The sequence below is a fragment of the Congregibacter sp. genome (assembly GCF_047617445.1).
Lineage (GTDB): Bacteria > Pseudomonadota > Gammaproteobacteria > Pseudomonadales > Halieaceae > Congregibacter.
Window position 1 is genome coordinate 17,809 of record NZ_JBLGBE010000014.1, and the last position, 26,338, is coordinate 44,146.

Sequence of the window (26,338 nt, forward strand, 5' to 3'; positions counted from 1 at the left end):
ATAGGATTCTTTACACAATAAGATGAGGTTTTTGAATCATTTTTGGGATCGATGATCACGGAGTGGCTGAAAACACCACTCTAGAGACATTCACTGCTGGTTATATTCTGTACAGTTATTTTGTCAGCTTTCTTTACAAATGTGACTCATATCACAGCCATGGACCGCTGGAGGTCACGTGTTTGCTGGGTTGGCATGAAAAGTGCCTAAGAGATCTTAGAGAATTGAATGTGGCGATCAAGTCAAAGCTCAACGAGTTGGCCATGGCAATGCTGGTTTTAAATGATAAAAAAATAAGGAATATGTTATGCGCTCATCTCTGCTCTCTCTGCTAGCCGGTTTGGTCCTCTCCTGTTCCAATGCTTGGTCTGGCCCGATTTTCTATGATTTTAGCGGCACCTGCGCCTTTGAATGCGGTCCTGTCGGCGGGCCGGTCAATGGTTATCTTGAACTCAATGATGGATACGTACCCGGGGCAGCTATCTCTGCTGTAGATTTTGCTCGTATTAAATTCACGGGGCCGCGAGCGTTCGGAGAATATGTAAACCCCTCTTTCCTAACTGTGGTTCCTACCGGAGTCCCTCTTTCAGGCAGCGGTGTTATTCTTCAACTTCAGGATCTTCGAGACCCACAACCATTATTTGCCGGCCGCTATAGCCTCACCGCTGGCGCGAACGCTCAGTGGTTGGCGAGTTGGAGTAACGGCACGACGTTCAGCCAGATCGACAGTATGGGTTTGACGTTGCGACAAGCCAATGTGCCCATCCCAGCCACCCTCGCCCTATTCGGCATTGGACTCGCCGGCCTTGGATGGTCAAGGCGCAAGAAAGCTTAAAGAACTAAGTCCAGTGATTAGCCCGCTTCGGCGGGCTTTATTTTGCCTGAGATTTGAGAATGGCTACTGTCTCAAGATAGGACAAGCAAAGTCGTCAGGGGCTAATGGCCGCTTTCACCTGCGAAAGCGGACCTTAACGCTATGAGTTACATAGCAGGCGTCAGTTCGCTATCTGTGAGATTGCGGTATGTATCTAGAGTTAGCTGAAGGCGGGGTGTTCTTCACGTTCTTAGGTAAAAGACCAGAATACTGAATCTGAAGGTTTGGCTTGTATAGAGCTACTCATACGTTTGAAGAAAAAGGTTTTTAGGCGGTTCTGGTATTGAGAAAAAAAGATGTGCTCTACGATCTCGTTCCATCCAAACCATGACCCATCTTTCGGAGAAATTCGGGAGGTCGGATTAGGACTGAGTAGGCTCCAATCCTTCGAGTTGGCAGAGCGATCATAGGGTGCCTATCCCACAGTCAGCAACCTTTTCGATCTCAGTAGATATTTGGTCAGGGTGGGGGCACTATCGGAATCTCAGGGTGAATGCGGCCGAGTTAGAGGGCTAACATTGCTAGAGTCGTCCACTAAGCGCCTCAGGGGGCAGTGTGGTAGATGTTCTGCACATCCTCCAGGTAATCCAGCATGTCGATTAGATTGTCCAGGACTGCCCGGTCTTCATCGCCAAGGGGCGTAGATAATTGCGGCACGAACTGAATTTCATCAACCTCGAATTCGGTTTCACCGTATTCATCAATAATGGCCTGTCTGGCTTTGAAGTACTCGGTATGTGGTGTGAAAACGGTAACTTTCCCATCCTCGCTTTCTATATCGCTGACATCGACTTCAGCCATCATCAGCGCTTCAAGAACGGCCTCTTCGTCGTTATGAGAGAAGACGAAAATGGCGTTGTGGTCGAACATGTGGCTGACGCTACCGGTGTTGCCTAGTTTGCACTTGGTCTTGTTGAAACATAGACGCACATCGCCAAAGGTGCGGTTGGGGTTGTCGGTGAGGCAGTCCACGATAACCATAGAGCCGCTGGGGCCGAAGCCTTCGTAGCGTGCCAGAGCGAAATCTTCGCCACTGGTGCCCTTGGCCTTGTCGATAGCCTTATCGATAACATGGGTGGGCACCTGGTCTTTCTTGGCTCGCTCGATAATGCTGCGCAAGGACAGATTGCCGGCCGGATCCAGGCCGCCAGATTTCGCCGAAACATAGATTTCCCGGGCGTATTTGCTGTAAACCCGGGCTTTTTGGTCCGACGTTTTGGCCATGGACAATTTTCGGTTTTGGTAAGCTCTACCCATAATCTGTATTCATTTTTGCGCTGACTAGCAGCGCAAGATAAAGCTTTAGCTGCTTTGTATCCAGAGCGAGGGTATTGGCAACTCAACGCACTGAAATCTCGGGGCAAATGATACCCTCCGGTTTCCGCACGGTATCGCCAAGTTAAACGGCCGAAATGGGTAGAATTGGAACAGGACGGTGGCTTGAGCTTAGGCGCTCGCTTTTCCGATTCCACGGAAGTTAATTTGCCAGTATCGTCACGGTGATAAGCACGGCATTCGTCAACGCCGTGATTCTTTCAGACGGATAACTGATATCCTCATTTCGATATAAAGTAGGGCAAAAACAGCATGGAAAAATTTGCCGCAATCGGTCAGTGGCTAACTGAGAATGAGTCAATACTCAGTGGCGCGGCTGCTATGGCCGCCCTGGCCGGCATCTTATTCTCGGCATTTGCGCTTATCGGCAAACGCATGACCAAGTCTCGGCTGGAAGCATCGACTACCGCCAGTGCTGCGGCGGAAAAACCCATGAGCCTTAAAGAACTTACGGCACCGGCTCCCTATGCCATTCATTATGCGCAAAGCGATGGTTTGCGAATTGCCTACGCCAAGATGGGCAGTGGGCCGTACAACATCATGGTGGCGCCGGGCATTATCTCGCACCTCAACATCACGGCGAACATGCCGTCTATTCGCGATACCTTTAATGCTGTCGGTGAGTTCGGTAACGTCGTCACTTTTGATAAGCGGGGGCAAGGTCTGTCGGATCCCTGCGTTGATCCTCCGGATGTGGTGCAACGCGTTCATGATATCGAAGCGGTCCTGGATGCTGCTGGGCTAGACAAAGTTGTGCTTTTTGGAATCTCGGAAGGTGGTCCTATGTCCGTAAAGTTCGCGCATGAGCACCCGGAGCGCGTTCAAGGGCTTGTTCTGTTGGGCTCTACCGCGTGTTGGCTACAGGGAGCGAATTGTCCCGGCGGGATTGAAGAAAGCATGCTCGATAGATTGGCGGCTGTCTGGGGGACGGGCGTGCTTAGACGCGTTTTCTTTCCAAGCATTTCGCAAGCGCAAATGAGTGATGAAGTGTACAAAGCTTTTGAGCGTCTCATCGCCACTCGGAGTTCGGTAAGACAGATTGTTGAGTATATAAAACGCACAGACGTGCGCGATCTCTTGCCGCAGATTAGCTGTCCTACCTTGGTTATTCACTTTTCTGGTGATTTGGCCGTTCCGGTAAGAATGGGGCGTGCCATGGCCGATGCCATCCCCAACGCCGAGTTTGTCGAGTTGCCCGGCATTGATCACGCCGATCTTTCTTCTGCGCCAGAAGGCCTGGCGAAGGTGCGTCAGTTTGTCGAAATGGTGAATGCAACTGCTGAGGCTTAATTAGTCTTTTGAAAGCAGCTTGCGGTTCTGTAGCAAGACACACCACAACACCCCAGTTTTACTATCCTTTCTGACATCGGGGCACACGCTTCCAGTGCATCCTGAGATCTCGCACAGCCTCATCGGGGGTAGTGCGCACGGGCACAAGACACGTGGGTGGCTGTCGCGGCGGGGCTGTATGACCACTGCTTTCGGTCCATAGGTCGCTCCCGTTTCACGACTACTGGGTGACCCACTGATTCGCTACCGTTGCCCGGAGCTTTCCTAGAACCCAATAAAAAAGGGCTGCATCTCTGCAACCCTTTGATATCTAACTAAATATGGCTCCGCCTGCTGGGCTCGAACCAGCGACCCAATGATTAACAGTCATTTGCTCTACCAACTGAGCTAAGGCGGAGTAACACTCTCCTCTCGAAGAGGGACGCGATTCTAATCAGCCTCCGCTTCGGAATCAACACCAATTATACTAATAAGCTTTTGGTCAACAGTATCCATTATGAGCAAGCCGTTTAAAGTTCACTCGTCCTTCGAGCCCGCCGGAGATCAGCCGGCGGCGATTAAGGCTCTCGTTGAGGGTATTCATGCGGGGTTGGCGGCCCAGACGCTGTTAGGTGTAACGGGCTCGGGCAAGACCTTCACCATTGCGCACGTGATTGAACAATTACAGCGACCCACCATCGTCATGGCACACAACAAGACGCTGGCAGCGCAGTTGTACGGTGAATTTAAAGAATTCTTTCCGGACAACGCGGTGGAGTACTTTGTCTCCTACTACGATTACTTCCAGCCAGAAGCTTACGTGCCGTCCTCTGACACCTTTATCGAAAAAGACGCGTCTGTGAACGAACACATCGAGCAGATGCGTCTGTCGGCGACTAAGGCCTTGCTGGAGCGCAAGGACTGCATCGTGGTCGCAACCGTGTCAGCAATTTATGGCTTGGGCGATCCTAAGGCTTATTTCAAAATGGTCATGCACGTCTCTCGAGGCGAGATCATTGATCAACGGCAGTTGTTAAGGCAGTTGGCGGAGCTGCAATACAAGCGCAACGACGTCGATTTTTCTCGGGGGACGTATCGTGTGCGCGGAGACGTGATTGACGTGTTTCCCGCAGAGGCAGAAGCAGAGGCGGTGCGCATCGAACTCTTCGATGAAGAGGTCGAGAAAATCAGCCTGTTCGATCCTCTGACAGGAGTAGTCATTGCCAAAGTGCCCCGGGTAACTATTTACCCCAAGACTCACTACGTCACCTCCCGAGAGACCATGCTCAATGCCATCGAACACATTGAGGTGGAGCTCGAAGAGCGGGTAACCCAGCTCAAATCCGTCGAGAAGCTGGTAGAGGCCCAGCGCTTGTCCCAGCGAACGCGCTACGACATCGAAATGATTCGAGAACTGGGTTATTGCCAAGGCGTGGAGAATTACTCTCGCTACCTGTCGGGCCGTGGCCCCGGCGAACCGCCGCCGACCCTCTATGAGTACCTGCCCGATAATGCGCTGGTGATCGTCGATGAATCTCATGCCAGCATCCCGCAAATTGGCGCGATGTATAAGGGCGATCGGTCACGTAAAGAAACGCTCGTTGAGTACGGCTTTCGTTTGCCCTCTGCTTTAGACAACCGCCCCTTGCGCTTCGAAGAGTGGGAGAACCTTCGGCCTCAGGCCGTATTCGTATCAGCTACCCCGGGACCCTACGAAGCGGCGCACGCGGGTCAGGTAGTGGAGCAGGTAGTACGGCCGACGGGTTTAGTTGACCCTGAAATTGAGATCCGCCCTGCAACAACGCAGATTGATGACTTACTCGGAGAAATCCATAAAGAGGTAGCAATGGGTGATCGCGTGCTGGTCACGACGCTGACCAAGCGTATGTCGGAGGATTTGACCGAGTATCTCGCCGAGCACGATGTGCGGGTCCGGTATCTGCACTCGGATATTGATACTGTCGAGCGCGTGGAGATTATTCGCGATCTGCGTTTGGGCCATTTTGATGTGCTGGTTGGCATCAACCTGTTGCGGGAAGGTTTGGACATGCCCGAGGTTGCCCTGGTCGCTATCTTGGACGCCGACAAAGAAGGCTTCCTGCGTTCAGAGCGCTCCCTCATTCAGACCATCGGACGCGGAGCGCGGAACCTGCGGGGCAGGGCAATACTCTATGCGGACAGAGTGACGGGTTCCATGCAGCGTGCCATCGATGAGACCGACCGCCGTCGGGCCAAGCAGGTGGAGTTCAATGCCGCCAATAACATCACGCCGGTGGGGGTCATCAAGAGTGTTCAGGACATTATGGAAGGCGCTCGGCGCATGCCGACCAAGGCCAAAACCAAAGGTCAGAAGGTTGCAGAAGAAACCCTGGCTTACAGTCAGGAGCTACTCAAGCTCTCACCGACCGCGCTGGCTCGGCGTCTCGATAAAATGGAAGGGCAGATGCACGAGCATGCCAAGAACCTGGAGTTTGAACAGGCCGCTGCGCTCCGCGATCAACTCACGGAGATCAAGCAGCAGGCCTTTATGAGCTGACTCTTGCAAGCTTAGCTAGCGAATAACCAGCACTCGGTTCGTGACCGGATAAACCCACTCAACACCACGCTCGGTCACGACCGCGTCGTCTTCTAAGGGGACTCGCAGCTTTTTGCCGCCCCACTCAGGAATCGCGGTGTACGCAAATAGTTCGATGGAGAACAAATTGCTGGGGTGAATCATGTACTTCATGCGCTCAGGGTTAAACCAGGCGATGGAAGGGCCAATGCCATGGCCCAGGTTCCCCACACTGTGACAGCCTATGATGACGTCAACCACGTTGGGGTCGTCCGTAGGCTGATTGAATTTTTCCATGACCTTAAAGCCTGCTTCATTAATCTTGCCGTTCACTAGATCGTAGGTGTCTCCTGCGGTACGTCCGGCTTTGATATTGGCCTTGATGATGTCCCGCACTTTTCGCGCGTTTTCAAAAGCTTTTTGGATACTTGCGGGCACTTCTGTCTCGCCTTCCTCAAGCACATAGGCCTGTCGCTTCATGTCGGTGTAGAAATTGAGATAGCCAACGCCCCAGTCGATCGCCAAAAAGTCGCCGCGTTGAATAACGTGGTCGTCCGATAGTGCAACGAAGCCGTCCGGCCCGGTGATGTACACCGAGGGCATGCCAAAGGAGGTGCCCAAGTTGTTCGCAAATTGCTGTTCGCGCATCCACCAGGCTACGTCTGCCAGCGTTGTTACTCCGGGGGTGATGACTTCGTTAGAAAACGCGGTCTCGGCAATCTTGCGCGACATTTCTCCGGCGCGGGCGAATGCAGCAATTTCTGTAGCGACTCGCCGCGATCTAAAGTCTGAGGCGAGTTTTTCTGCGGACACAAATCGTTCGCTGTATTTGTCACCCAGGATTTTCTGTAAGTGCCGATACGCGGTGAGGGTGAGTCCGTCGGCGCCGCCAATGTGTTCGGCGTAGTTCAGCGCAATGCTTTTGGGATCGCGCTCTGCGACAAATGCGGCGAGATCGAACTCGCCGTCGGTGGTGTAATCGTAGGCACCGTTCTCTTCGATAAGATGTGTGCCGATGCCCAGTGCGACGCGCTCTACACGGCCTTTGTCATAGTCGTCTTCGCGGTAGGTAAATATGTAATAGCCCCAGCCGCCGACATAGCCCTCGCCAAAGTCTTCGGTGAGTGGGTCTTTGTAGCCTTCACGATTAACAGTGATCCACATTTCGACACCGTTCTCTCGCATGACTTCGGGCATTACTAAATCGAACTTTTCCTGGCGAATCTGATTCATGAGCTCCCAGCGCGTTTGTGCCTCTCCCTTGCCAAGGGCAGACATGCTGGAAAGCGTAACCAGCACGGTGAGTAGCAGTCTTGTGACCAGAGTCATGGGCGATATTCCTGTTTGGTTGGCTAGGCCGAAACTCTAGCAGCTGCTGCGCGGTACTTCTTCTCTTTAATCTTGGCTTGCACTGGGGCAGAATGCGCGCCCCGCGGTGGAGGTCTACCTTTACCGAAATCAAGTGGCCCATCGTGGGGGCCACCACTGAAGGAAACGCACTAGATGCCAACCATTACTTTGCCTGATGGCAGCCAACGAGAATTTGACAGCGCCGTTACCGTCGCTGAAGTCGCCGCGGATATCGGTCCAGGCCTTGCCAAAGCCGCATTGGCCGGCGTGGTCGATGGCCGTGAGGTCGACACCAGTTTTAGTATTCAAGCTGACGCCGCGCTTGCGATCATCACCGAGCGTGATGAAGCGGGCGTTGAGTTAATCCGTCATTCAACCGCACATCTGCTGGCTATGGCTGTGCAGGACTTGTTCCCGGGCACCCAGGTCACCATCGGTCCTGTCATCGAAGATGGCTTTTACTACGATTTTGCCGGTGAGCATCACTTCACGCCCGAAGACCTGCCCAAGATCGAAGAGCGCATGGCACAGATCGTTGCCGACGATCTGCCGGTAGAGCGCATCGTGATGGATCGAGATGACGCTGCGGCCGCGTTTGAGAAGATGGGTGAGAGCTACAAGGTTGAGATCATTCGTGACCTGCCCGAAGGAGAAGAGATCTCCTTGTATCGCCAGGGAGCCTGGATGGATCTCTGTCGTGGCCCCCATGTGCCCAGTACCGGTAAGCTTGGCGCCTTCAAGCTGACAAAGCTGGCAGGCGCCTACTGGCGGGGTGATTCAAACAACGACATGCTTCAGCGTGTGTATGGCACAGCCTGGGCCAACAAGAAGCAGCTCAAGCAGTACCTCCGCCGCATAGAAGAAGCCGAGAAGCGGGATCATCGCAAGATTGGCAAGAAGCTGGATTTGTTCCACACCCAGGAAGAAGCCCCCGGTATGGTGTTTTGGCATCCGCAGGGCTGGACGATTTATCAGGTTATCGAGCAGTACATGCGCGAGCAGCAGCGTTCGCAGGACTACCAGGAGATCAAGACTCCTCAGGTAGTCGACATGTCGCTGTGGGAGAAGTCCGGTCACGCAGACAAGTTTGGCGATGACATGTTCACCCTCAAGACAGATGAGCGCGAGTACGCCGTCAAACCTATGAACTGTCCCTGCCACGTTCAGGTCTTTAATCAGGGGCTGCGTTCTTATCGTGACCTGCCGCTGAGACTCGCAGAATTTGGTAGCTGCCACCGGAATGAACCCTCAGGGTCACTGCATGGCATCATGCGGGTTCGTGGGTTTACGCAGGACGACGGCCACATATTCTGTACTGAAGAGCAGATCCAGCCGGAAGTTTCGACGTTTATTGATTTTTTGCATGCGGTTTACGCCGATTTTGGCTTTGATGAGGTGATTTATCGTCTCTCAACACGGCCTGCACAGCGCGTGGGATCTGACGAAGACTGGGATCGAGCCGAGAAGGCGCTGGCCGATGCGCTGGATGCTCAGGGTCTGGATTGGCAGGAGCTTCCCGGTGAGGGGGCTTTTTATGGGCCGAAGATTGAGTTTTCGCTAAAAGATTGCATCGGCCGGGTTTGGCAAATGGGCACCATGCAGGTGGATTTTTCGATGCCTGGAAGATTGGATGCACAGTACGTCGCCGAAGACGGATCGCGTAAAACACCGGTCATGTTGCACCGTGCGATTTTGGGATCTTTCGAGCGATTTATCGGAATTCTCATCGAAAACTTCGAAGGCTCGTTCCCTGTTTGGTTGGCGCCAAAACAGGCGGTGGTCATAAATATCACCGAAAAGCAGGACGAATATGTACGATTTGTGGAAGATTCCTTGAAAAACAAGGGTTTTCGGGTTTTTTCGGACTTGAGAAACGAGAAAATCGGCTTTAAAATCCGCGAGCACACAATTCAGCGCGTTCCCTACCTTCTCGTGGTGGGGGAAAAAGAAGTCGAAGCGAAGACAGTGGCGGTGCGGTCGCGTAATGGTGAAGATCTCGGAACGATGTCGATAGAGGCATTTGTAGAGATTCTCGACCAAGACGTGGCACGACTCGGTCGTATGACTGTCGGCGACGCTCAGGACGTGTAGCCCTTAATAACGGCGAAGTGTTCAAGGCCCCAAAAGGCTGAGTAGCAACGAATTGAAAGAAGGCTCCCAATTGATGGAGCGCAGAAATGGAGAACAGCGATCAGCAAAGATAGCGGTAAGGGTAAGAAATCCCTTATCAATGACGAAATAGTCGCGGATAAGGTCCGTCTTGTAGGTGCCGAAGGAGAGCAGGTGGGCGTTGTCCCTCTTGCCGAGGCACGAGCTGCTGCTGAGGCGGCGAGCATGGACCTTGTATTGATTGCGGATCAGTCGGATCCCATGGTCTGTAAGGTCATGGATTACGGCAAGCACATCTTTGAGGCGAAGAAACAGAAAAACGCCCAGAAGAAGAAGCAAAAGCGTACGCAGCTTAAAGAAATGAAGTTTCGTCCAGGGACGGAGGAAGGGGACTACCAGGTAAAACTACGCAACCTGGTGCGTTTTCTTGAGAACGGGGATAAGGCCAAAGTCACGCTGCGTTTTCGCGGTCGTGAAATGGCTCACCAGGAGATAGGCATGGAGCTACTCAAACGAGTAGAAGCCGATCTTGCTGAACTTGGCGGTGTCGAGCAATTTCCGAAAATGGAAGGCCGGCAGATGACCATGGTTATTGCCCCGAAAAGGAAGAATGGCTAGCGGCCCGTGAATGCCCTAGACCGTTTGATTTTATGTGAGTTTCGACGATAAGCCTCCGGGCACAGTCGAACCCAATGCGGAGTAAAAGTAATGCCTAAAGCAAAAGTTCACAGCGGAGCGGCTAAACGCTTCAAGAAAACCGCAGGCGGCTACAAGCGCAAAAGTGCGCATAAGAGCCATATCCTGACCAAAATGACCACTAAGCGTAAGCGTCAGCTGCGTGGAACTTCAATGATCCATGACAATGACAAAGTGCTAATCGACCGTATGTTGCGGGCACGCTAAGCGGCTTTTTATTAAGGACAGGAGAAAACTATGCCTCGCGTAAAACGTGGAGTCGTCGCACACCGTCGACACAAGAAAATTCTAAAGCAAGCCAAAGGTTATTACGGAGCGCGCTCACGCGTCTTTCGCGTAGCCAAGCAGGCTGTCACTAAAGCAGGTCAGTACGCTTATCGTGACCGTCGTCAACGCAAGCGTCAGTTCCGTGCACTGTGGATTACGCGTATTAACGCCCAATCCCGTGCCAATGGTTTGACTTACAGCAGGCTGATCAATGGTCTTAAGAAGGCCAACATTGGTTTGGATCGTCGCGTACTTGCGGATCTCGCAGTACATGACAAGCCAGCCTTTGCAGCGGTCGTGGAGCAAGCGAAAGCAGCTATCGCTGCTTAAGCCACTGGCTGGATCAATCCCGCCGCGATAGCGGTACGGCTTGCAACACAGAAAAATCAAAGGGAGAGGGCGCAGCCTTTTCCCTTTTTTTATGGGTACTAATGGACCATGGAAAACCTCGAACAACTTGCCAGCGAAGCACGTCAGGCGATTAACGCCGCCCCTGATGTGCCGGCGCTGGAGACGGCCCGAGTCGACTATCTGGGTAAAAAAGGTGCGCTAACGGCTCTGCTTAAAGGCCTGTCGTCACTCTCCCCAGAAGACCGGCCGGCTGCGGGTGCGCAGATCAATGTAGTAAAGCAGGAGATGCAGGCGCTGATCGGCGGGCGCAAGGCCGCTCTGGAAGAAGCTGCCGTCAGTGCTCGCCTGGCGAACGAATCCATCGATGTGACGCTACCCGGCCGCGCTGCGGGCGGTGGTCGTGTGCATCCGATTAGCCGCACCATTGAACGCATTGAAGAGTTCTTTGGCGCCGCCGGATTCTCGGTGGCCGATGGTCCCGAGGTCGAAGACGACTATTACAACTTTGAGGCGCTGAACTTTCCTCCTCATCATCCGGCGCGCGCGGAACACGATACGTTTTTTGTCGATCCAAGAACCGTCCTGCGGACTCATACTTCACCTGTGCAGGTGCGGGTGATGGAAAGCAGCGAGCCGCCGCTTAGAGTGATTTGCCCCGGACGTGTGTATCGCTGTGATTCAGATTTGACGCATACACCTATGTTCCATCAGGTCGAAGGGCTGTTGGTGGACGAGCATTCGAGTCTTGCGGATCTGAAGGGGCTCATTGAGCAGTTCCTTCAGGTTTTCTTCGAAAAGGAATTCGCGGTGCGTTTTCGTCCTTCGTACTTTCCCTTCGTTGAGCCTGGTGCCGAGGTCGATATTCAGTGCGTGCACTGCGGTGGTGATGGCTGTCGTGTCTGTAGCCACACCGGTTGGCTTGAGGTGATGGGCTGCGGCATGGTTCATCCTCGCGTATTTGAAATGGCGGGTATTGATCCTGAGCGCTACTCTGGCTTCGCTTTTGGTATGGGAGTAGAGCGTCTCGCCATGCTGCGTTATGGCGTCAACGACCTGCGACTCTTCTTCGAAAACGACCTGCGTTTCCTTGCGCAATTTTGATTGCGCGGCAACTGTTGCGGCATAAAGGAGTTATCACGTGAAATTCAGTGAGCAATGGCTGCGCGAGTGGGTGAATCCCGCTATGGGCAGTGAGGCCCTGGGACATCAAATTACGATGGCAGGTCTCGAGGTGGATGCTATCGAGCCCGTGGCTGGTGCGTTTAGCGGCGTGATCGTCGCCGAGATTACCGAGGCTGTTCAGCACCCGGATGCGGACAAATTGCGCGTTTGCACCGTGGATGCGGGCAACGGCAATACCCTGAAGATCGTTTGTGGCGCTCCCAACGCGCGTGCAGGTTTGAAAACACCCTTGGCGGTTGTTGGGGCGCTGTTGCCGGGTGACTTTGCTATCAAGGCGGCAAAGCTTCGCGGTGTCGAGTCTCAGGGGATGCTTTGCGCGGCCTCGGAGCTGGGGCTGTCCGAAGAGAAGGACGGTATTTTGGAGCTGCCAGCGGATGCGCCCGTGGGCACGGATCTTCGCGACTATCTTAAGCTTGACGACGTGAGTATTGAGATCGGGCTGACGCCTAACCGTTCGGATTGTTTGGGTCTTGCGGGAATAGCACGAGAAGTTGGCCTGCTGAACGATCTGCCCGTGTGCGCACCCCCCGAGAATGTACAAACGGTCAGTACGAATGAGGCTGTCACAGTGGAGCTGCGTGCGAAAGAGCGTTGCCCGCGGTATCTGTGCCGTGTCATCGACGGGGTTGATCTGAGCCGGCCTACGCCCCTGTGGATGCAGGAGAGGCTTCGCCGTTGCGGCTTCCGCAGTATCGATGCGGCCGTGGACATTACTAATTACCTGCTTCTTGAACTCGGGCAGCCGATGCATGCCTTTGATCTCGACAAGATCAGTGGCGGGATCATCGTTCGTGAGGCGAGTGCAGAAGAGTCCTTCACCTTACTCAATGATCAGGAGATCACCTTGGGTGAGGGCAATCTGGTGATTGCTGATCATCAAGGACCTCTGGCATTTGCCGGCATCATGGGCGGGGCAGATTCTGCGATAGGCGAGGGCACATCGCGGCTGCTCCTTGAGGCGGCATTTTTTGCGCCCGAGCCTCTGAGCGGCCAGGCCCGGTCCTTTGGTCTGCATACGGATTCGTCACACCGTTTTGAGCGTGGTGTGGACTTTCGTCTACAGCGCCGGGCTATGGAGCGCGCTACCGAGTTGTTGCTGGACATAGTAGGGGGTGCTGCGGGCCCGATCACTGAAGCGGTGTCTGAAGACGACCTGCCGGCTCCGGCACCGATACATCTTCGCGCGGCACGTATTGAGCGGCTGCTGGGCGTGGTCATCGATGATGCGACAGTCGAGCGGATTCTTCGCGGTGTTGGTTTAGAGGTGACCTCTGTAGACGGAGCGTGGGAATGCGCAGTGCCAAGTTGGCGTTTTGATTTGCGTATCGAGGCCGACCTTCTCGAGGAACTGGCGCGAGTCTACGGCTATAACAATCTGCCGGTGACTCGTATCCGTGCCGACGTGGTGTTACCGGCGATACCGGAAGAAAAGGTTCGGCTCAAGCAGCTGCGCCGGGCTCTGGTGGCTAGAGATTACTACGAGGCGATTTGTTACAGCTTTGTTGATGCGGATATTCAGAAGCAGCTCGATCCCGATATTGCCCCCGTTGTGCTAAATAATCCGATCTCCCCGGAGCATGCGGTGATGCGCAGCAGTCTGCTCGCAGGTTTATTACGCTCGGCACAGCACAACGTAAAACGACAACAACCACGGGTTCGTTTGTTCGAGACGGGTTTGCGTTTCGTTCCCGGTCCTGAGGGACTCAGTCAGCGTCCTGGCCTTGCTATGCTAATCACGGGCTCTTTGGCTGCCGAGGGCTGGGCCGAGCCCAGTCGTAATGCCGATTTCTATGATCTCAAGGGGGATGTAGAGGCTTTGCTGGAATTGACCGGCGACGCCGCGTCTTTTCACTTTGAGGCCGGGGAGCGCAGTGCACTGCATCCCGGGCAAACAGCGTGGCTCAAGCGCGGTGATAGCACCGTAGGTTTTGTTGGCGCGCTGCATCCTACTTTGCAAAAGGACTTGGATTTTGATCTTCCGGTCATGGTGGCTGAGCTTGATCTTGAGATCCTCAGCGTTGCTGTCATCCCTGCGTTTGCTCCGGTGTCGCGATACCCAGCGCTGCGCCGCGATGTAGCGGTGGTGGTGGATAAGGCCGTGGCAGCTGGTGAACTCTTAGCCAATGTCCGCGCTAACGCAGGCATTTACCTTCAAGACTTAACGCTCTTTGACGTCTATGAGGGCAAAGGTATTGATCCTGCTCGCAAAAGTGTCGCACTGGGTTTGACTTTTCAGGATCATTCGCGCACCCTTGATGATAATGAAGTCAATAAATGCATTCAGCAAGTCATTGATTCGCTGAAAGAAAACTATCAAGCGGAGCTTCGCGGGTAAAACGGAAGTTCGCAGTTTAAGGTGTGACCGGGACGGTTGAGCATGAGTGCACTGACCAAATCCGAAATGGCAGAGCGATTATTTGAAGAGCTTGGGCTGAATAAGCGCGAGGCGAAAGAAATAGTCGAACTGTTTTTTGAAGAAATTCGAGGCTGCCTGGAGAACAACGAACAGGTAAAGCTTTCGGGTTTTGGCAATTTCGATTTGCGTGACAAGAACCAGCGTCCGGGACGTAACCCAAAGACGGGAGAGGAAATTCCGATTTCTGCTCGCAGAGTGGTAACCTTCAGGCCGGGGCAAAAGCTCAAGGCCAGAGTAGAGGAATATGCTGGAACCGAGTCACAATAACGAACTCCCTCCCATTCCAGGCAAGCGCTACTTCACCATCGGTGAGGTGAGCGAGTTGTGTGCGGTAAAGCCGCACGTATTGCGTTATTGGGAGCAGGAGTTTCCGCAGCTCAAGCCGGTGAAACGCCGTGGTAATCGTCGCTATTATCAGCGTGAGGATGTTCTGACTATTCGCCAGATTCGTACCTTGCTGTACGACGACGGGTACACCATCGGTGGCGCGCGTCAGCGTATGACCGATGAGAAGACCAAAGGTGTTCATCCAACGCATATCGATGCAGTGATTCAGGAAACTATTGATGATCTGGAAGAATTGCTCGAGTTGTTAAGGCCCGGCCGCTAGTTAACCCTTGCTGCGCTGGCATTAGTAGTCAGCGACAACCATTAGTAGCGTCAATCGTTGTCAGCAACAATTACTTGCGTATAATGCCGCCTCGATTGCTGAGGTGAGTTCTCACTAAGTGATCAAGTTCTACCGCTCGGGGCGTAGCGCAGCCTGGTAGCGCACCACACTGGGGGTGTGGTGGTCGCAGGTTCAAATCCTGCCGTCCCGACCATTTTTTCTTCCACAACGATTTTAATTGACTCTGCCAGTTCTGCCTAATAAGTAGAAGATCAGGGTATTGTTCACTCCGATTGTATGGCCTTCAAAACTGCCTTTGGATCGTTCCTGATCGCGCGAAACAGTATGCGTGCCGGGCCTGTAGGCTCACGCCGACCTTGCTCCCAGTTTCTTAGCGTGCCAACCGACACGTCAATCAAGGTGGCAAACTTTGTCTGAGACAGCTTGGTCATAGATCGAACTTGCTTCACTTGAACAGCGTCAATGTGCGTTTCTCTTGACGGTTTTTTCTCGCCCCTGCTTATCTCGCCCATTTCGTCTACGCTGGCCATCAAGTCGGCAAATAGTTTTTCATCCATTATTGGTTCCACCTCTGTATTGAATGTTGTAGTGCTGTCTTCTGTTGGGCGGTCAGGTCGTCTGCCACACTCTTTTTGTAAGCCAGTAAAAGCCGGATTTGACAATCGGCACTGACATGAAAATAAACCACCCGGAGACCGCCGCGCTTGCCCATGTTTTTACACGACCAGCGAATTTTACGAAGACCACCTGTGCCTTGAATGACATCGCCGGAGGTGGGGTTGTCCGCTAAGTATTGCTGAAACTCAGCATAGGCATCATCACTTAGAAGATTTGATATCTGTTGCGTAAAGATTGTTGTTCCAATAAAAATCACGAGGCCGGTAGTAAGTCAATGGCGTACGTACGTCAATGGCGTATATTGCTGCTGTGCGTTCCGCCTCCCAGGCACTTATGATGTTGTGATGGCACTTGGGGCCGATCTATGCAAATTTTTAAAAAACCTGCGGATACACTACGTTTACGGCGCCTTGCATTGTCGGCCCAGGGTTTGCTCCAGAACCAGTCCTTTGGGACGGGGCTTGCAGGAGCCGCCGAGGCTATCAGCCACATTGGTTACGTGCAGATTGACTCTATTTCGGTGGTGGAGCGAGCTCACCATCATGTACTTCATGTCAGAGTGCCTGGCTTTAAGCCGGCAATGATGAACAAGCTTTTACTCAATCGCGATATTTTTGAGTACTGGAGTCATGCGGCAGCCTTTCTTCCCATGGCCGAGTTCCGTTTTTCTTTGCCCTATAAGCAGGCGATCAAAAACGGTCAGATCCATTGGTACAAGTCCCCGGATAAACCACTTATGCGGGATTTGTTGGATCGTATTCGCCGCGATGGCCCACTGCGCTCCCGGGACATCAAAAGCAATCAGCCCAAGCGAGAAGGTTGGTGGGATTGGAAGCCGGCAAAAAAGGCACTAGAGCAGCTATATATGCAGGGCGACTTGATGGTCAGTGATCGTGAAGGGTTTCAAAAGGCCTATGACCTCGCTGAGCGCGTGCTTCCGAGTCATGTCGATACCCGAACCCCCAGCATCGAAGAGTTTGCACAGTACCTGCTCGATCAGCAACTGCGCAGTCACGGCTGTGTGTCGCGACCGGGTGTCACCTACTTACGCAAGAGTGCGCCATTGCGCGCCGCCGTAAAGACCCTCGTTGATAGAGGACTCGCACAGCAGACGCTAGAACAGGTTCAGACGCCCAATGGCGACGTATTGATTATCGAGGCCGGCGCTCTCGATCGATCCTTGCCCCGGGTTAGCAATTGGATGCACATACTGTCGCCGTTCGATAACAGCCTGATTCAGCGAGACCGACTCAAAGCGCTATTTGATTTTGACTACCAGCTGGAGTGCTACGTGCCCGAGGCTAAACGTCAGCACGGTTACTTTTCGTTGCCGCTGCTTTTTCGCGATGAGTTTGTTGGGCGCATGGACTGCAAGGCGCATCGAAAAATCCAACACCTGGAGATCAAAGCGCTGCATTGGGAGCTGAATCATCATGATGAGGGCCTGCTTGTGCAGGCGTTCGTCGAGGCCCTTAGACGCTTTCTGCCTTTTCAGGGTTGTGAGTCGGTGTCGCTGACCGAGGTTTATCCAAAGCGTTGGGCCGGGCGTCTGAGGCGCGAGCTTACCGCTTTGGGATGACCTGGGATGCCGGCCGGAGCACTCTTCCAGAATGTGTCCCCGTGGCCACTCCATCGTCCAGCACGAGTTGCCCATTGACCCACACATTGTGAACACCCGTCGATAGAACTTGTCCGTCCCGGATACCCGCATGGTCTTGAATGGTTTCGGGATCAAAGAGCACTAAATCGGCCTTCATGCCCGGCGCAATACGGCCTCTGTCCGTGAGGCCTATATGATCAGCCGCACGCGATGTCATTGCCGCTACCGCCGCCTCTAGCGAGAGTATTTTCTTATCGCGAACATAGTGTGCGAGCACTCGAGGAAATGTACCGTGTCCCCGGGGGTGTCCGTCAAAGCCGCCGTCGGAACAGATGTTGGTGTGCTCCCAGGCAATAAAGGTTTTGATGTCCGACTCGGTCATGGATTTTCCCATAATCGATTCAGCGGAAGCGCCGTCGTGAGCTGTTGACCAGACATCAGCTTCTTTTAAAAGGTCAGAAAACGTCTGCACCTCTGAACTACCCCTAAGCGCAGCGATCTCGGCTACGGATTGGTTCACATAGCTTGGGTTGGGTTCGAAGCGCGTAAAGATAACTCCCGACGCAGGCGTGAGCTGCTCCAGTACAAATGCGATTTCTTCCAGATCGTCTGCATTTCTGTCGGGTAGCAGTACCCACATGGTTGATTGCCAATATTCATAGGGGTAAACGTCGGCGGTTATGTCGATGCCTTCTGCGCGCGCCGCCTCCAACTTCTCCAGTAGTGTCGGCGCCTGCCCCCAGAGGTTTTTGGCAGCAAGCTTGATATGAGAAATCTGCACCGGCATACCCGTTTGCCTGCCGATCTCGATAATTTCGTCCATGGCATCCCACAGGAAGCGATCTTCAGATCTCACGTGGGAGATGTATCGGCCCCCTTGAGTCGCCGTGGCTTTGGCAAGAACCAGGACCTCGTCGGTCTGTGAGTAGATACCGGGCTCATACTCCAGCCCGGTGGATAGACCCAGAGCACCCGCGGCGAGCTCCTCCAGGAGCATTGCGCGCATAGCATCGACCTCGTCGTCTGTGGCTATCCGCTGGGCGTCATCGCCCATGACGCGCTCGCGCAGCGTGTTGTGACCCACATAAGAAGCGACATTGACGCTGGCGGGGCTTTGATCGAAGTCAGTGAGAAACTCACTCAGCGGATAGTTGTGGCCGCCATCTTGGCCAAACACGCTGGTGGTGATGCCCTGAGTGAGCAAGGGGAGTGCGTCTGGGTTCTCGCTTAGGGCGCCGTCATCGTCGTGGTGACTGTGCGTGTCGATAAAGCCCGGGGCTAAGACGAGACCGTTGGCATCGATAACACGCTCGCCTGGTTGGGGTGACAGTTCGCCGACGTTAACAATCACATCATCCATTATTCGGATCGCACCTCGCGATGCGGGCTCTCCAGAACCATCAACGATTTTGGCGTTGTGTATAAGGATCGAGCCCCGCATTGCCGCGACCTGAGTCTCGGCGATGCTATCGCTGGGAAGGAGGGTCCCCGCTGCAAGGCAACTTAAGGCGACGACAATTCCCGTTGTGATGCCAGTCGTCGAAAGGCGCGTGAGGCGATTTGATCTGTTTACTAACACGAGGGACTCCTTTTTCGTAAACTAAGGGTAACTCAATCTAATTACTCAGCATTTAAGGACTTTTCATGCGGCGATTTTTCATTTTACTGATTGCCACGTTTACGCTTTCTAACGCTCAGGCCGACGATCCACTCAACCCCACGGGCTTCCCTTATGTCTTTCATATGGTGCAGGCGACGCTTTGGGAACAGGTGCTTGCAGATGATACGACCTACTTTCCGCCTACCTATGAGGTAGACGGTTTTACCCACGGTACCTCTAACCCGGCAAAACTGATGAACGTGGCGAACCACTTTTATCCCCAAGTAAAGGGAGATTGGTACTGCTTGCGTATGACAGTAGAGAGTCTTGCCTCGACCGGGGTAAGGACGGTGTTCGAAGGGACCGCCCCTGTGGGCGACATACCGCCAAACTTTGAAGGCGCTACCGACGAGTTGTTCCCGCATATTCTCGGCGGTATCAAGGCCGGCGCCGTGCTTGAGGCACACACCATCGTGAGAGCCGAGGATGGGACGTTCCTGTCGATTGAAGGCGTGACTGACTGATTTTTCTCGCGGTACTTGGGTATGCCCAATTTCGACAACGATAATCACAACGATAATCACAGCGACAATCACAACGACAACGCGGAGAACGCTTGAATGCCTTTGAAGACCCCCACGATGCTCACAAAACGCGCTGCCTTTTCATCGGTGCTTTTGGCGTCGCTAATGCTCGCGAGCCTTAACACTAGCGCTGATGATGCGCAGGGCCCCCAATCAGCCTGGCAAACGATTTCTGAAGACGAACGTAGTGAAGTGTTCGCGTTTGCCGAAGACTACAAAGACTTTATGCGTCGCGCGAAGACAGAGCTGAGTTTTGTCACTGAGGCGGTGCGAATTGCCGAGAAAGCGGGCTTTAAAGCAATGCCGGAGAGCGGTAAGTTTCGCCCTGGTGATCGCTACTATGACGTGAATAGAGGGCGAACACTGACGCTCTTTGTCGTGGGTTCTGAGCCCATGACCGACGGCTTTCGTGTGGTAGGCGCACACGTTGACTCTCCCAGGCTGGAGCTTAAGGGGCGTCCGCTCTATGAGTCAGAGGGCTTTGCACTGTTTCAAACCTATCGTCACGGGGGCATCAAGAACTATCAGTGGGTGAATCTTCCGCTGGCATTGGTGGGGCATGTCGATAAGAAAAATGGTGACCGGGTAACGATCTCTGTGGGCCTGAGCGAAGACGATCCTGTTTTCATCATCCCGGATCTTTCGCCGCATGTTGATCAGGATTATCGTGAACGAACCAATCGTGACGTCATTATGGGCGAGGAGTTGGATCCGATTATTGCCTCCATCACTCCCTCGGACTCGTCGCTAAAGGACTCGGTCCTTGGCTATCTGAAAGCCGAGTACGATATTGACGAAGACGACCTGGTGTCCGCCGAGTTGGCGATCGTACCTGCAATGGCTCCCCGGGATGTGGGCTTTGATCGCGGCATGATGGCCATCTACGGACAGGACGACAAGCTTTCTTCATACACGGCACTGCGCGCCATTCTTGAACAGACTCAGCCAAACAGAACAGCGGTTGCATTCCTTGTGGACAATGAAGAGGTGGGGAACGTCAATAACACCGGGTCGAACTCTGACTACTTTGTTGATCTACTCGCGGAGCTTATATATCGAGAGCGAGGCGACGCTTATACCGATATTGATGTGCGGCGGGCACTGCGCAATACCAAAGTCGTTTCTTCTGATGTGAATCCCGGAGTACACCCTAGTCATCCCGGTGTATGGGAGGCGGGTAACGCACCGCGCTTAGGTTATGGCGTGAATCTCAAGCTCTACGGCGGGGGATTCAACGCAAACTCTGAGTTCATGGCATGGAATCGTGCTTATCTTGACGACGCTAGCGTGACCTGGCAGACAGCGACCTATAAGGGTCGCGCCTCCGGCGGGACGATTGGCAATTCACTATCCCGGCGTAACATGGAGGTCATCGACTACGGTGTACCGGTCCTGTCCATCCACTCAACCTATGCTGTGAGCTCCAAAGTTGATGTCCACATGTTGTATCGCGCGATGAACGCTTTTTACCGCTTCGCCGATTGATTAACTATTTCAACGACCTCGCCGCTCGGGGTCACAACCCTCGGTGCGGCGCGTATCGTCTAACTGAAGAATCTTCCACTGGCCCTCAGCTTTACGCAGGCTAAAAATATCCACACCGCAGTGATGGAACTCGCCATTCACAAATAAGTTGTAGGGCGTCCAGGCCATAGCCATGCCATCGTCGACAAGTACTGTTTCATCAAAGGTGACCTCGTCCAGATAGGCGTCTGAGTTGGATACCTGCGTGATCCATGCCTCCGTGCCGTCTGTGCCCAGTCGTCCTTCCGGCAGGAATGCCGAGCGCAGTGTGTCGGCATCCTTGGCGCGCATACCATCAAATAGTGAAGTGACTGCCTTGAGTACCTGCTGCTCCTGATCCTCCTGGGCATGCACAAGCGGCGTGCTACCTACGAGCGCGCATAGCATTGCTGTAGCGAGTCGAGTATGCGGGCGCTTTCGCGCTACAATCAATATTCGAGATCCCAAAGTGCTGAGCCCTTGGCTGGTGTGTTGCACCGTGTTCAGTGGTTGGCGCATAAGGGGATTCTCCCAATAGTTATTGCTGTAATGCTCTGAACAATGGCTGTACTTCTCCTGAAGGTCAACGAAGGTTTGTGCATAGGTTCGGTGCTTGCTGCTGCGAGAGCGCTGCGTTTCTATACGGCGCACAAACTAAAAAGACAGGGGTGCGATAGATGACGAGACTACAAACAGGAACACTCAAAACGACTGCTTATGCGGTCGTTGCCACCGCTGCACTGCTAAGCGGCGCGCTCCTATCGGTATCCGCGACAGCGGGCACCGCTTTAGTGGGCGGGCGCTTGATAGACGGTTATGGACACCAACCGATCGCCAACAGCGTGATATTGGTAGAAGACGGCGTGATTCAACAGGTTGGCACTGTGTCGACGTTGCCCGTACCTGAGGGATACGAGGTGGTCTCCACCGAGGGCATGGATGTACTGCCAGGGCTTTGGGAAAACCATGCGCACCTAATGCTCACCGGTCACGCTGACTATAGTCATTGGCATCCTACTTATGTGGACCGTTTTGCCAGCGAGATTATGCCTGCAAGCGCGGTGCAACTATTGCTTGCGGGAATAACTACCGCCCGGGATCTGGGGGCGCCGCTGGAAGCGTCTATTTCGGTCAAGAGTCGCATAGAGTCCGGGGAGATACCGGGCCCCAGACTGTTTGTATCGGGACCGTTTATTCAGCACGAGCCTTATCCGGGCACCGACTTTTATCGCTGGGGGGTTGATAGCCCTGCGGACGGACGACGCAAGGTCAAGAAACTCGCTGATGCGGGTGTAGACATTATTAAGTTGATTGACCAAGACAAAATGACTCTTGAGGAGTCTCAAGCGGTGGTTGATGAAGCCCACAAGCACGGCCTGAAAGTCGTGGCGCATTCGCATCGGCCAGACGAAGTTCGCCGGGGTATTGAGATTGGTGTGGATAACTTTGAGCACACCGGTCTGACGACGGCGCCAGAGTACCCGGCAGATGTTATTGAGCTGCTTCGCGAGCGTACCGCGACGGGACGTATTGCCGGCGGCCCGATGTTTTGGACGCCCACGGTCGAAGGTTTGTGGAACTACGATCTTACGGTAGCCAATCCCGAGAAATTGGATAACGAATGCTGGCACCGGGGTCTTGAGCCTTCGACCATTGCTGACATCAAGGCGTCTATTCAGGAGCCTGGTCAGCTGGCCTACACGCAGCTCACGCCGCTGCGAAAGCCCACGCTCAAGCGCAAGTTCCAGCAGTTACGCGATGCCGGTGTTGTGATGCTCGTGGGCACCGATAGCGGTATACCCATGAAGTTTCATTGCCAAAGCACCTGGAATGAGATGGACGTATGGGTCAACGTCATGAATGTGGACCCTATGAGTACCATTCGCGCCGCAACCTACTGGGGTGCCGTAATGATGGGCGTATCCGACAAGTGGGGTACCGTGTCTGCTGGCAAATACGCCGACATCATCGCTGTTAAGGGCGATGTGCTGCGACACATCAACCTGCTCTCTCGCGTGGACTTTGTGATGAAAAACGGTGTGGTCTACAAGCAAGACGGTCAAGCCGTCGAGTCGGCACTGTAAGGACAAAAAGCATGACGGATTTTCAAGCCTTCGCGGTTGAGCAGTATCTGTCCGAGACTGAGCACGGGGTTCACTTCAACTTCTCCGAAAGTGGTGTGCATCCCATGAGCTACGCCGAGCTCATTGAGCTGGCTGGCATCGACACTGAGGCACTGCTCGCCACGCTGGTGGACTATCCGCAGGTCAATGGCGACCAAGCGCTCCGTGAGCGCATTGCGGCACTGTATGCAAACGCTCACGCCGAAAACGTGTTGGTCACCGTTGGGGCCACAGAGGCCAACACGCTCGTGGCAGCGACCTTGCTTGAGCCTGGTGACAACCTCGTTCGCTTTAGTCCTACCTACGAGCAGCTTGCGGGGAATGCGCATAACTTGGGCTTTGAGGTTCGTACGGTGAACATGCTCGAAGCCCGAGGCTGGGCCATCGATGCACAAGCGTTGGCGGCAGCTGTGGATAACGACACCCGCATCATTCATATCGTTAACCCCAACAATCCCACAGGACGAATACTGAGCGCGGCGGACCGGGACTTGATCATTAATGCAGCAAAATCTGTCGGCGCGTGGATCGTGACTGATGAGGTCTACTGCGGAACCGAACGACACTCCGATGAACCCACGCCGTCGTTCTGGGGTGATTATGGTCGGGTGATTGCCATCAACTCTATGAGCAAGGCGTATGGCTTGCCGGGGCTACGACTGGGTTGGCTGCTTGCACCGGAGTCGCTGATTCCTGCTCTGTGGCGTCGTCACGAATATGCATCGATTACCGCAAGCATGATGTCTATGCAGTTGGCCTGTGCCGCACTGGCACCGGCTGCCCGGGACGCTATCACTGCGCGGGCGAGAGGGCTTATTCGCCGCGGTTTCGAAACCTTGCGCGAAGGACTCAAGGTGCATGGGGGTGTTTACTCCGTCGTGCCTCCGGAGGCATCGGCGATGTCCTTTGTAAAGTTTGAGCTTCCGCTGAGCTGTGATGAATTTGCCGCGCGACTCCTGGCGGAGGAAGGGGTGTTGGTGATTCCCGGCTCTCGATTTGGGGTAGAGCAGCACTTTCGATTTAGTTCGGCCCTGCCAGACGATCATCTCCGGGAGGGTCTTGCGCGAATCAATGATCTGACGGGGCGGATCCTGGCGGAGTTGTAGAGGTTTTTTCAACGACTGAGTTACCGGGGCCCAGGCTGACATGACGTTTTTGTCTTTTCTTAGAACTCAGCTAGTGATGGGCCTCCTGACCGGTGTGGCCCTGGGCGTGGTGATATTTGTTGCGCTGTTGTTTGCCGGTAGTGTCAGTGGTGGCTTTGACATTGATGTGGACCTCAGTTCGCTGGATGGACTCTGGGCGCTGCTTTTACTCCCCGCTTTGCTTGTAGCGTTGGTGCTTTTGGTCTCTCCGCTGTCTTATGGCTTGCTTTTGCTGATTCGCAAATGGCAATCATAGCGAGCCTCGGTTGATTAATCCGTGGACGGTTTTACGAGCGCGCGAAGCACCCGTGATGGCCTGAAGTTGGTCACCAGCATTGTTCCACTCAGTACCAGCCCCGCACCCAGAAGCGTGTGCAGCCCTACCGCTTCGTCCAAAAACAACCAGCCCCAGAGTACACCCCACAAGGGGATTAAGTACCCGACGGTCAGCGCCGAGGGTGCTCCTGCGGTGGCAATGAGATGGAAGTACAGAAGATAAGCAACGCCGGTGCATAGCACGCCGAGAATCAGGGCTGCGGCTACTGCGCCCGGGGGCCATACCGTGGGCATAGGCGCAAAGGGTACGAAGGGTAAAAGCAGCAGCGTGGCAGCCCACAGACTGCCGTGGGCATTGGCGTAGGTTTCTACCTTTTCGGCGTATTCTGCATAGCTGCTGGCGATACCGTAACAAACAGCGGCCGATGCGGTGAGTACGACGGCAAACAGGGCTTCGGGTTGCACCGCGAGCCCTCCGAGACCGACCAGGCTCGCTACGCCGGACATCCCTAGCAGCAATCCGAGGATAGCGCGGCGCGTGATGGGTTTACCTCGCCAGACAAAACCGATCAGTAAGCCCCAAAGTGGCGCCGTCGAGTTGAGTATCGCCAACATCGAGGCGGGGAGTGTTTGTGCGGCGTAGGCAAAAGCCCAAAAGGGTAGCGCCGTGTTGAATACGCCCAGAATCAAATAGTGCCGCCAGTGCTTGCGAATGTGAAGAGGGCGGCGCAGAGCACTGCTAATGACAAGCAGGATTAGAGACGCGGCGACCAAGCGCATTTCGAGCAGCCACACCGGACCAAGCTGCGGTACGGCGATGCGCATGAACATAAACGACGCACCCCAGATCGCCGCCAGAGTGACGAGCTGTGCGAGTTGCGCTGCACTCATTCGTTCTGTTCCCAAAGATGTAAGGCCATTTTTCGTTCCAGACCCCAGCGATAGTTACCCCAATCTCCGCCTTGTCGAATGACCCGATGACAGGGAATGAGATAGGCAATGCGATTGCGAGCCATCGCTGAACCTACCGCGCGATGAGCCTGCCCCGTCCCGGCGATTGCACCGAGTTGCTGATAGCTCACGAGTTGTCCCGGCGTGACCTGCATCAAGGCTTCCCAGACTTTGACTTGAAAGTTGGTGCCTCTAAGCAGTAAGTGCAGTTTTCCGCGCTCCAGAGGCTGTGCAAAAACGCGTTCCAGCAGATCCGCTGCAGCAGCATTGTTTTCCTGCCGTGTGGCACCACGCCACTCTTCGTTGAAGCTCTGGCTTACTGTCTCCACTCGACTGTTATGAATGCTCAGCTGACAGACGCCTCTAGAGCTCCAGGCGATAAAGGCCGGGCCAAATGGAGTATCTCCCCATCCATAGTCCAAACACAGTCCCTTGCCGTAGCTGGCAATCTCGCCGGGAGTCATGGCATCGCAGCTTAACGTCAGGTCGTGGAGACGACTGGGGCCTGAAAGCCCGGCGTCGAGGCTGGCATCCAGCACCGAGGTCTGCTCTCGCAGTGCTTCTACCGCGTACTGCCGCGTAATGATCTGCAAAAAGCGCTTGGGTGATACGCCGGCCCAACTACTGAACGTTCGTTGGAGATGCGATTGGCTGGTATCCAGCGCTTGAGCCAGCGCTTCCAGACCCGGCTGCTCGCGCTGGTGCTCGCGAAGGTAGTGGATCGCGTTGGCAACGAGCTGATAGTGATCAGAAGGGCTGTATGAGGAATCAGACATAGGGCGAATTGTCGCATCCGCAGACGCACTGTGGTGACGCATACACAAACTCTTTTTTACCGGGGCTTACAGTGTTTCTTTACTGCGTTTCGACCGCCACCCGATTCTTGCTTCAAGCATCCGATTGC

Annotated in this window: 25 protein-coding genes and 2 tRNA genes; 18 read left to right on the forward strand and 9 right to left on the reverse strand. The window is 54.2% G+C overall.

The features are described from left to right. Nucleotides 1–307 precede the first annotated feature (307 nt). Nucleotides 308–835 carry a PEP-CTERM sorting domain-containing protein gene (locus ACI9KD_RS05320; RefSeq protein ID WP_414980120.1) on the forward strand — a complete coding sequence of 176 codons (528 nt, stop codon included), beginning with the start codon at nucleotides 308–310 and terminating at the stop codon, nucleotides 833–835. Nucleotides 836–1,417: 582 nt separating this feature from the next. Here ACI9KD_RS05320 and ACI9KD_RS05325 read toward each other — a convergent pair. Beyond that, nucleotides 1,418–2,131 carry a YebC/PmpR family DNA-binding transcriptional regulator gene (locus tag ACI9KD_RS05325; RefSeq protein WP_414980121.1) on the reverse strand — a complete coding sequence of 238 codons (714 nt, stop codon included), beginning with the start codon at nucleotides 2,129–2,131 and terminating at the stop codon, nucleotides 1,418–1,420. Between the two features lie 330 nt (nucleotides 2,132–2,461). On the opposite strand from ACI9KD_RS05325, the gene ACI9KD_RS05330 reads away from it, so the two are divergent. Then, nucleotides 2,462–3,499, forward strand: coding sequence for an alpha/beta fold hydrolase (locus ACI9KD_RS05330; RefSeq protein ID WP_414980122.1), 1,038 nt, complete (start codon nucleotides 2,462–2,464; stop codon nucleotides 3,497–3,499). A gap of 321 nt (nucleotides 3,500–3,820) precedes the next feature. Here ACI9KD_RS05330 and ACI9KD_RS05335 read toward each other — a convergent pair. Then, nucleotides 3,821–3,896 (reverse strand) — tRNA-Asn (locus ACI9KD_RS05335). 99 nt (nucleotides 3,897–3,995) lie between these two features. Between ACI9KD_RS05335 and uvrB the strand changes: the two genes are divergently transcribed. Next, on the forward strand, nucleotides 3,996–6,014 hold the full coding sequence (gene uvrB, locus ACI9KD_RS05340; RefSeq protein ID WP_414980123.1) for an excinuclease ABC subunit UvrB: 2,019 nt from the start codon (nucleotides 3,996–3,998) through the stop codon (nucleotides 6,012–6,014). A gap of 15 nt (nucleotides 6,015–6,029) precedes the next feature. On the opposite strand, the gene ACI9KD_RS05345 is transcribed toward uvrB, so the two are convergent. Further along, nucleotides 6,030–7,361, reverse strand: a complete 1,332-nt coding sequence (locus ACI9KD_RS05345) for a M24 family metallopeptidase (RefSeq protein ID WP_414980124.1) — start codon at nucleotides 7,359–7,361, stop codon at nucleotides 6,030–6,032. Nucleotides 7,362–7,535: 174 nt separating this feature from the next. On the opposite strand from ACI9KD_RS05345, the gene thrS reads away from it, so the two are divergent. From thrS to ACI9KD_RS05390, 9 genes are all read left to right on the forward strand, one after another. After that, entirely contained in the window at nucleotides 7,536–9,473 is a 1,938-nt protein-coding gene (gene thrS / locus ACI9KD_RS05350) for a threonine--tRNA ligase (RefSeq protein WP_414980125.1), read from the forward strand. A 99-nt stretch (nucleotides 9,474–9,572) separates the two neighbouring features. Further along, the gene (gene infC / locus ACI9KD_RS05355; RefSeq protein ID WP_414980154.1) at nucleotides 9,573–10,109 is read left to right on the forward strand and encodes a translation initiation factor IF-3; all 537 of its coding nucleotides are present in this window, start codon (nucleotides 9,573–9,575) and stop codon (nucleotides 10,107–10,109) included. Nucleotides 10,110–10,199: 90 nt separating this feature from the next. Beyond that, on the forward strand, nucleotides 10,200–10,394 hold the full coding sequence (rpmI, locus tag ACI9KD_RS05360) for a 50S ribosomal protein L35 (RefSeq protein ID WP_414980126.1): 195 nt from the start codon (nucleotides 10,200–10,202) through the stop codon (nucleotides 10,392–10,394). A 30-nt stretch (nucleotides 10,395–10,424) separates the two neighbouring features. After that, nucleotides 10,425–10,784: a 50S ribosomal protein L20 gene (rplT, locus tag ACI9KD_RS05365; protein ID WP_414980127.1), complete on the forward strand. Its 360-nt coding sequence runs from the start codon at nucleotides 10,425–10,427 to the stop codon at nucleotides 10,782–10,784. A 108-nt stretch (nucleotides 10,785–10,892) separates the two neighbouring features. Next, nucleotides 10,893–11,906 (forward strand): phenylalanine--tRNA ligase subunit alpha, encoded by a 1,014-nt coding sequence (gene pheS, locus ACI9KD_RS05370; protein ID WP_414980128.1) that lies wholly within the window; start codon nucleotides 10,893–10,895, stop codon nucleotides 11,904–11,906. A 37-nt stretch (nucleotides 11,907–11,943) separates the two neighbouring features. Continuing rightward, a complete protein-coding gene (gene pheT, locus ACI9KD_RS05375; protein WP_414980129.1) occupies nucleotides 11,944–14,322 on the forward strand; it encodes a phenylalanine--tRNA ligase subunit beta in 2,379 nt (792 codons plus the stop codon). A gap of 42 nt (nucleotides 14,323–14,364) precedes the next feature. Then, nucleotides 14,365–14,670 carry an integration host factor subunit alpha gene (gene ihfA / locus ACI9KD_RS05380; RefSeq protein ID WP_414980130.1) on the forward strand — a complete coding sequence of 102 codons (306 nt, stop codon included), beginning with the start codon at nucleotides 14,365–14,367 and terminating at the stop codon, nucleotides 14,668–14,670. Then, entirely contained in the window at nucleotides 14,648–15,013 is a 366-nt protein-coding gene (locus tag ACI9KD_RS05385; RefSeq protein ID WP_414980131.1) for a MerR family transcriptional regulator, read from the forward strand. The genes ihfA and ACI9KD_RS05385 overlap by 23 nt, the downstream gene beginning before the upstream one ends. A gap of 137 nt (nucleotides 15,014–15,150) precedes the next feature. Beyond that, nucleotides 15,151–15,227 (forward strand) — tRNA-Pro (locus tag ACI9KD_RS05390). Nucleotides 15,228–15,297: 70 nt separating this feature from the next. Here the strand turns inward: ACI9KD_RS05390 and nadS are convergent. Together nadS and ACI9KD_RS05400 are read right to left on the reverse strand one after the other, a co-directional pair. Then, entirely contained in the window at nucleotides 15,298–15,591 is a 294-nt protein-coding gene (gene nadS, locus ACI9KD_RS05395) for a NadS family protein (RefSeq protein WP_414980132.1), read from the reverse strand. Then, nucleotides 15,591–15,908 (reverse strand): hypothetical protein, encoded by a 318-nt coding sequence (locus ACI9KD_RS05400; RefSeq protein WP_414980133.1) that lies wholly within the window; start codon nucleotides 15,906–15,908, stop codon nucleotides 15,591–15,593. The genes nadS and ACI9KD_RS05400 overlap by 1 nt, the downstream gene beginning before the upstream one ends. A gap of 108 nt (nucleotides 15,909–16,016) precedes the next feature. Here ACI9KD_RS05400 and ACI9KD_RS05405 point away from each other — a divergent pair, with 108 nt between their 5' ends. Further along, nucleotides 16,017–17,231, forward strand: coding sequence for a winged helix-turn-helix domain-containing protein (locus tag ACI9KD_RS05405; RefSeq protein ID WP_414980134.1), 1,215 nt, complete (start codon nucleotides 16,017–16,019; stop codon nucleotides 17,229–17,231). Here the strand turns inward: ACI9KD_RS05405 and ACI9KD_RS05410 are convergent. Beyond that, on the reverse strand, nucleotides 17,215–18,831 hold the full coding sequence (locus ACI9KD_RS05410; protein WP_414980135.1) for an N-acyl-D-amino-acid deacylase family protein: 1,617 nt from the start codon (nucleotides 18,829–18,831) through the stop codon (nucleotides 17,215–17,217). The genes ACI9KD_RS05405 and ACI9KD_RS05410 overlap by 17 nt on opposite strands. A gap of 65 nt (nucleotides 18,832–18,896) precedes the next feature. Here ACI9KD_RS05410 and ACI9KD_RS05415 point away from each other — a divergent pair, with 65 nt between their 5' ends. Then, nucleotides 18,897–19,376 (forward strand): DUF952 domain-containing protein, encoded by a 480-nt coding sequence (locus ACI9KD_RS05415; RefSeq protein WP_414980136.1) that lies wholly within the window; start codon nucleotides 18,897–18,899, stop codon nucleotides 19,374–19,376. Between the two features lie 96 nt (nucleotides 19,377–19,472). Then, on the forward strand, nucleotides 19,473–20,921 hold the full coding sequence (locus ACI9KD_RS05420; protein WP_414980137.1) for an aminopeptidase 1: 1,449 nt from the start codon (nucleotides 19,473–19,475) through the stop codon (nucleotides 20,919–20,921). Nucleotides 20,922–20,930: 9 nt separating this feature from the next. Here ACI9KD_RS05420 and ACI9KD_RS05425 read toward each other — a convergent pair whose 3' ends face one another. Then, entirely contained in the window at nucleotides 20,931–21,590 is a 660-nt protein-coding gene (locus ACI9KD_RS05425; RefSeq protein WP_414980138.1) for a hypothetical protein, read from the reverse strand. Between the two features lie 26 nt (nucleotides 21,591–21,616). On the opposite strand from ACI9KD_RS05425, the gene ACI9KD_RS05430 reads away from it, so the two are divergent. From ACI9KD_RS05430 to ACI9KD_RS05440, 3 genes are read left to right on the forward strand one after another with little or no spacing between them, the layout of a single operon-like run. Next, complete coding sequence (locus ACI9KD_RS05430; RefSeq protein WP_414980139.1) at nucleotides 21,617–23,023, forward strand: amidohydrolase family protein; 1,407 nt, start codon at nucleotides 21,617–21,619, stop codon at nucleotides 23,021–23,023. Between the two features lie 11 nt (nucleotides 23,024–23,034). Further along, nucleotides 23,035–24,168, forward strand: a complete 1,134-nt coding sequence (locus ACI9KD_RS05435) for an aminotransferase class I/II-fold pyridoxal phosphate-dependent enzyme (protein ID WP_414980140.1) — start codon at nucleotides 23,035–23,037, stop codon at nucleotides 24,166–24,168. Nucleotides 24,169–24,208: 40 nt separating this feature from the next. Further along, complete coding sequence (locus ACI9KD_RS05440; RefSeq protein ID WP_414980141.1) at nucleotides 24,209–24,463, forward strand: hypothetical protein; 255 nt, start codon at nucleotides 24,209–24,211, stop codon at nucleotides 24,461–24,463. 14 nt (nucleotides 24,464–24,477) lie between these two features. On the opposite strand, the gene ACI9KD_RS05445 is transcribed toward ACI9KD_RS05440, so the two are convergent. Both ACI9KD_RS05445 and ACI9KD_RS05450 read right to left on the reverse strand, forming a co-directional pair. Beyond that, nucleotides 24,478–25,374, reverse strand: a complete 897-nt coding sequence (locus tag ACI9KD_RS05445) for a DMT family transporter (protein WP_414980142.1) — start codon at nucleotides 25,372–25,374, stop codon at nucleotides 24,478–24,480. Continuing rightward, entirely contained in the window at nucleotides 25,371–26,252 is an 882-nt protein-coding gene (locus tag ACI9KD_RS05450; RefSeq protein WP_414980143.1) for a methylated-DNA--[protein]-cysteine S-methyltransferase, read from the reverse strand. The genes ACI9KD_RS05445 and ACI9KD_RS05450 overlap by 4 nt, the downstream gene beginning before the upstream one ends. Nucleotides 26,253–26,338: the final 86 nt, after the last annotated feature.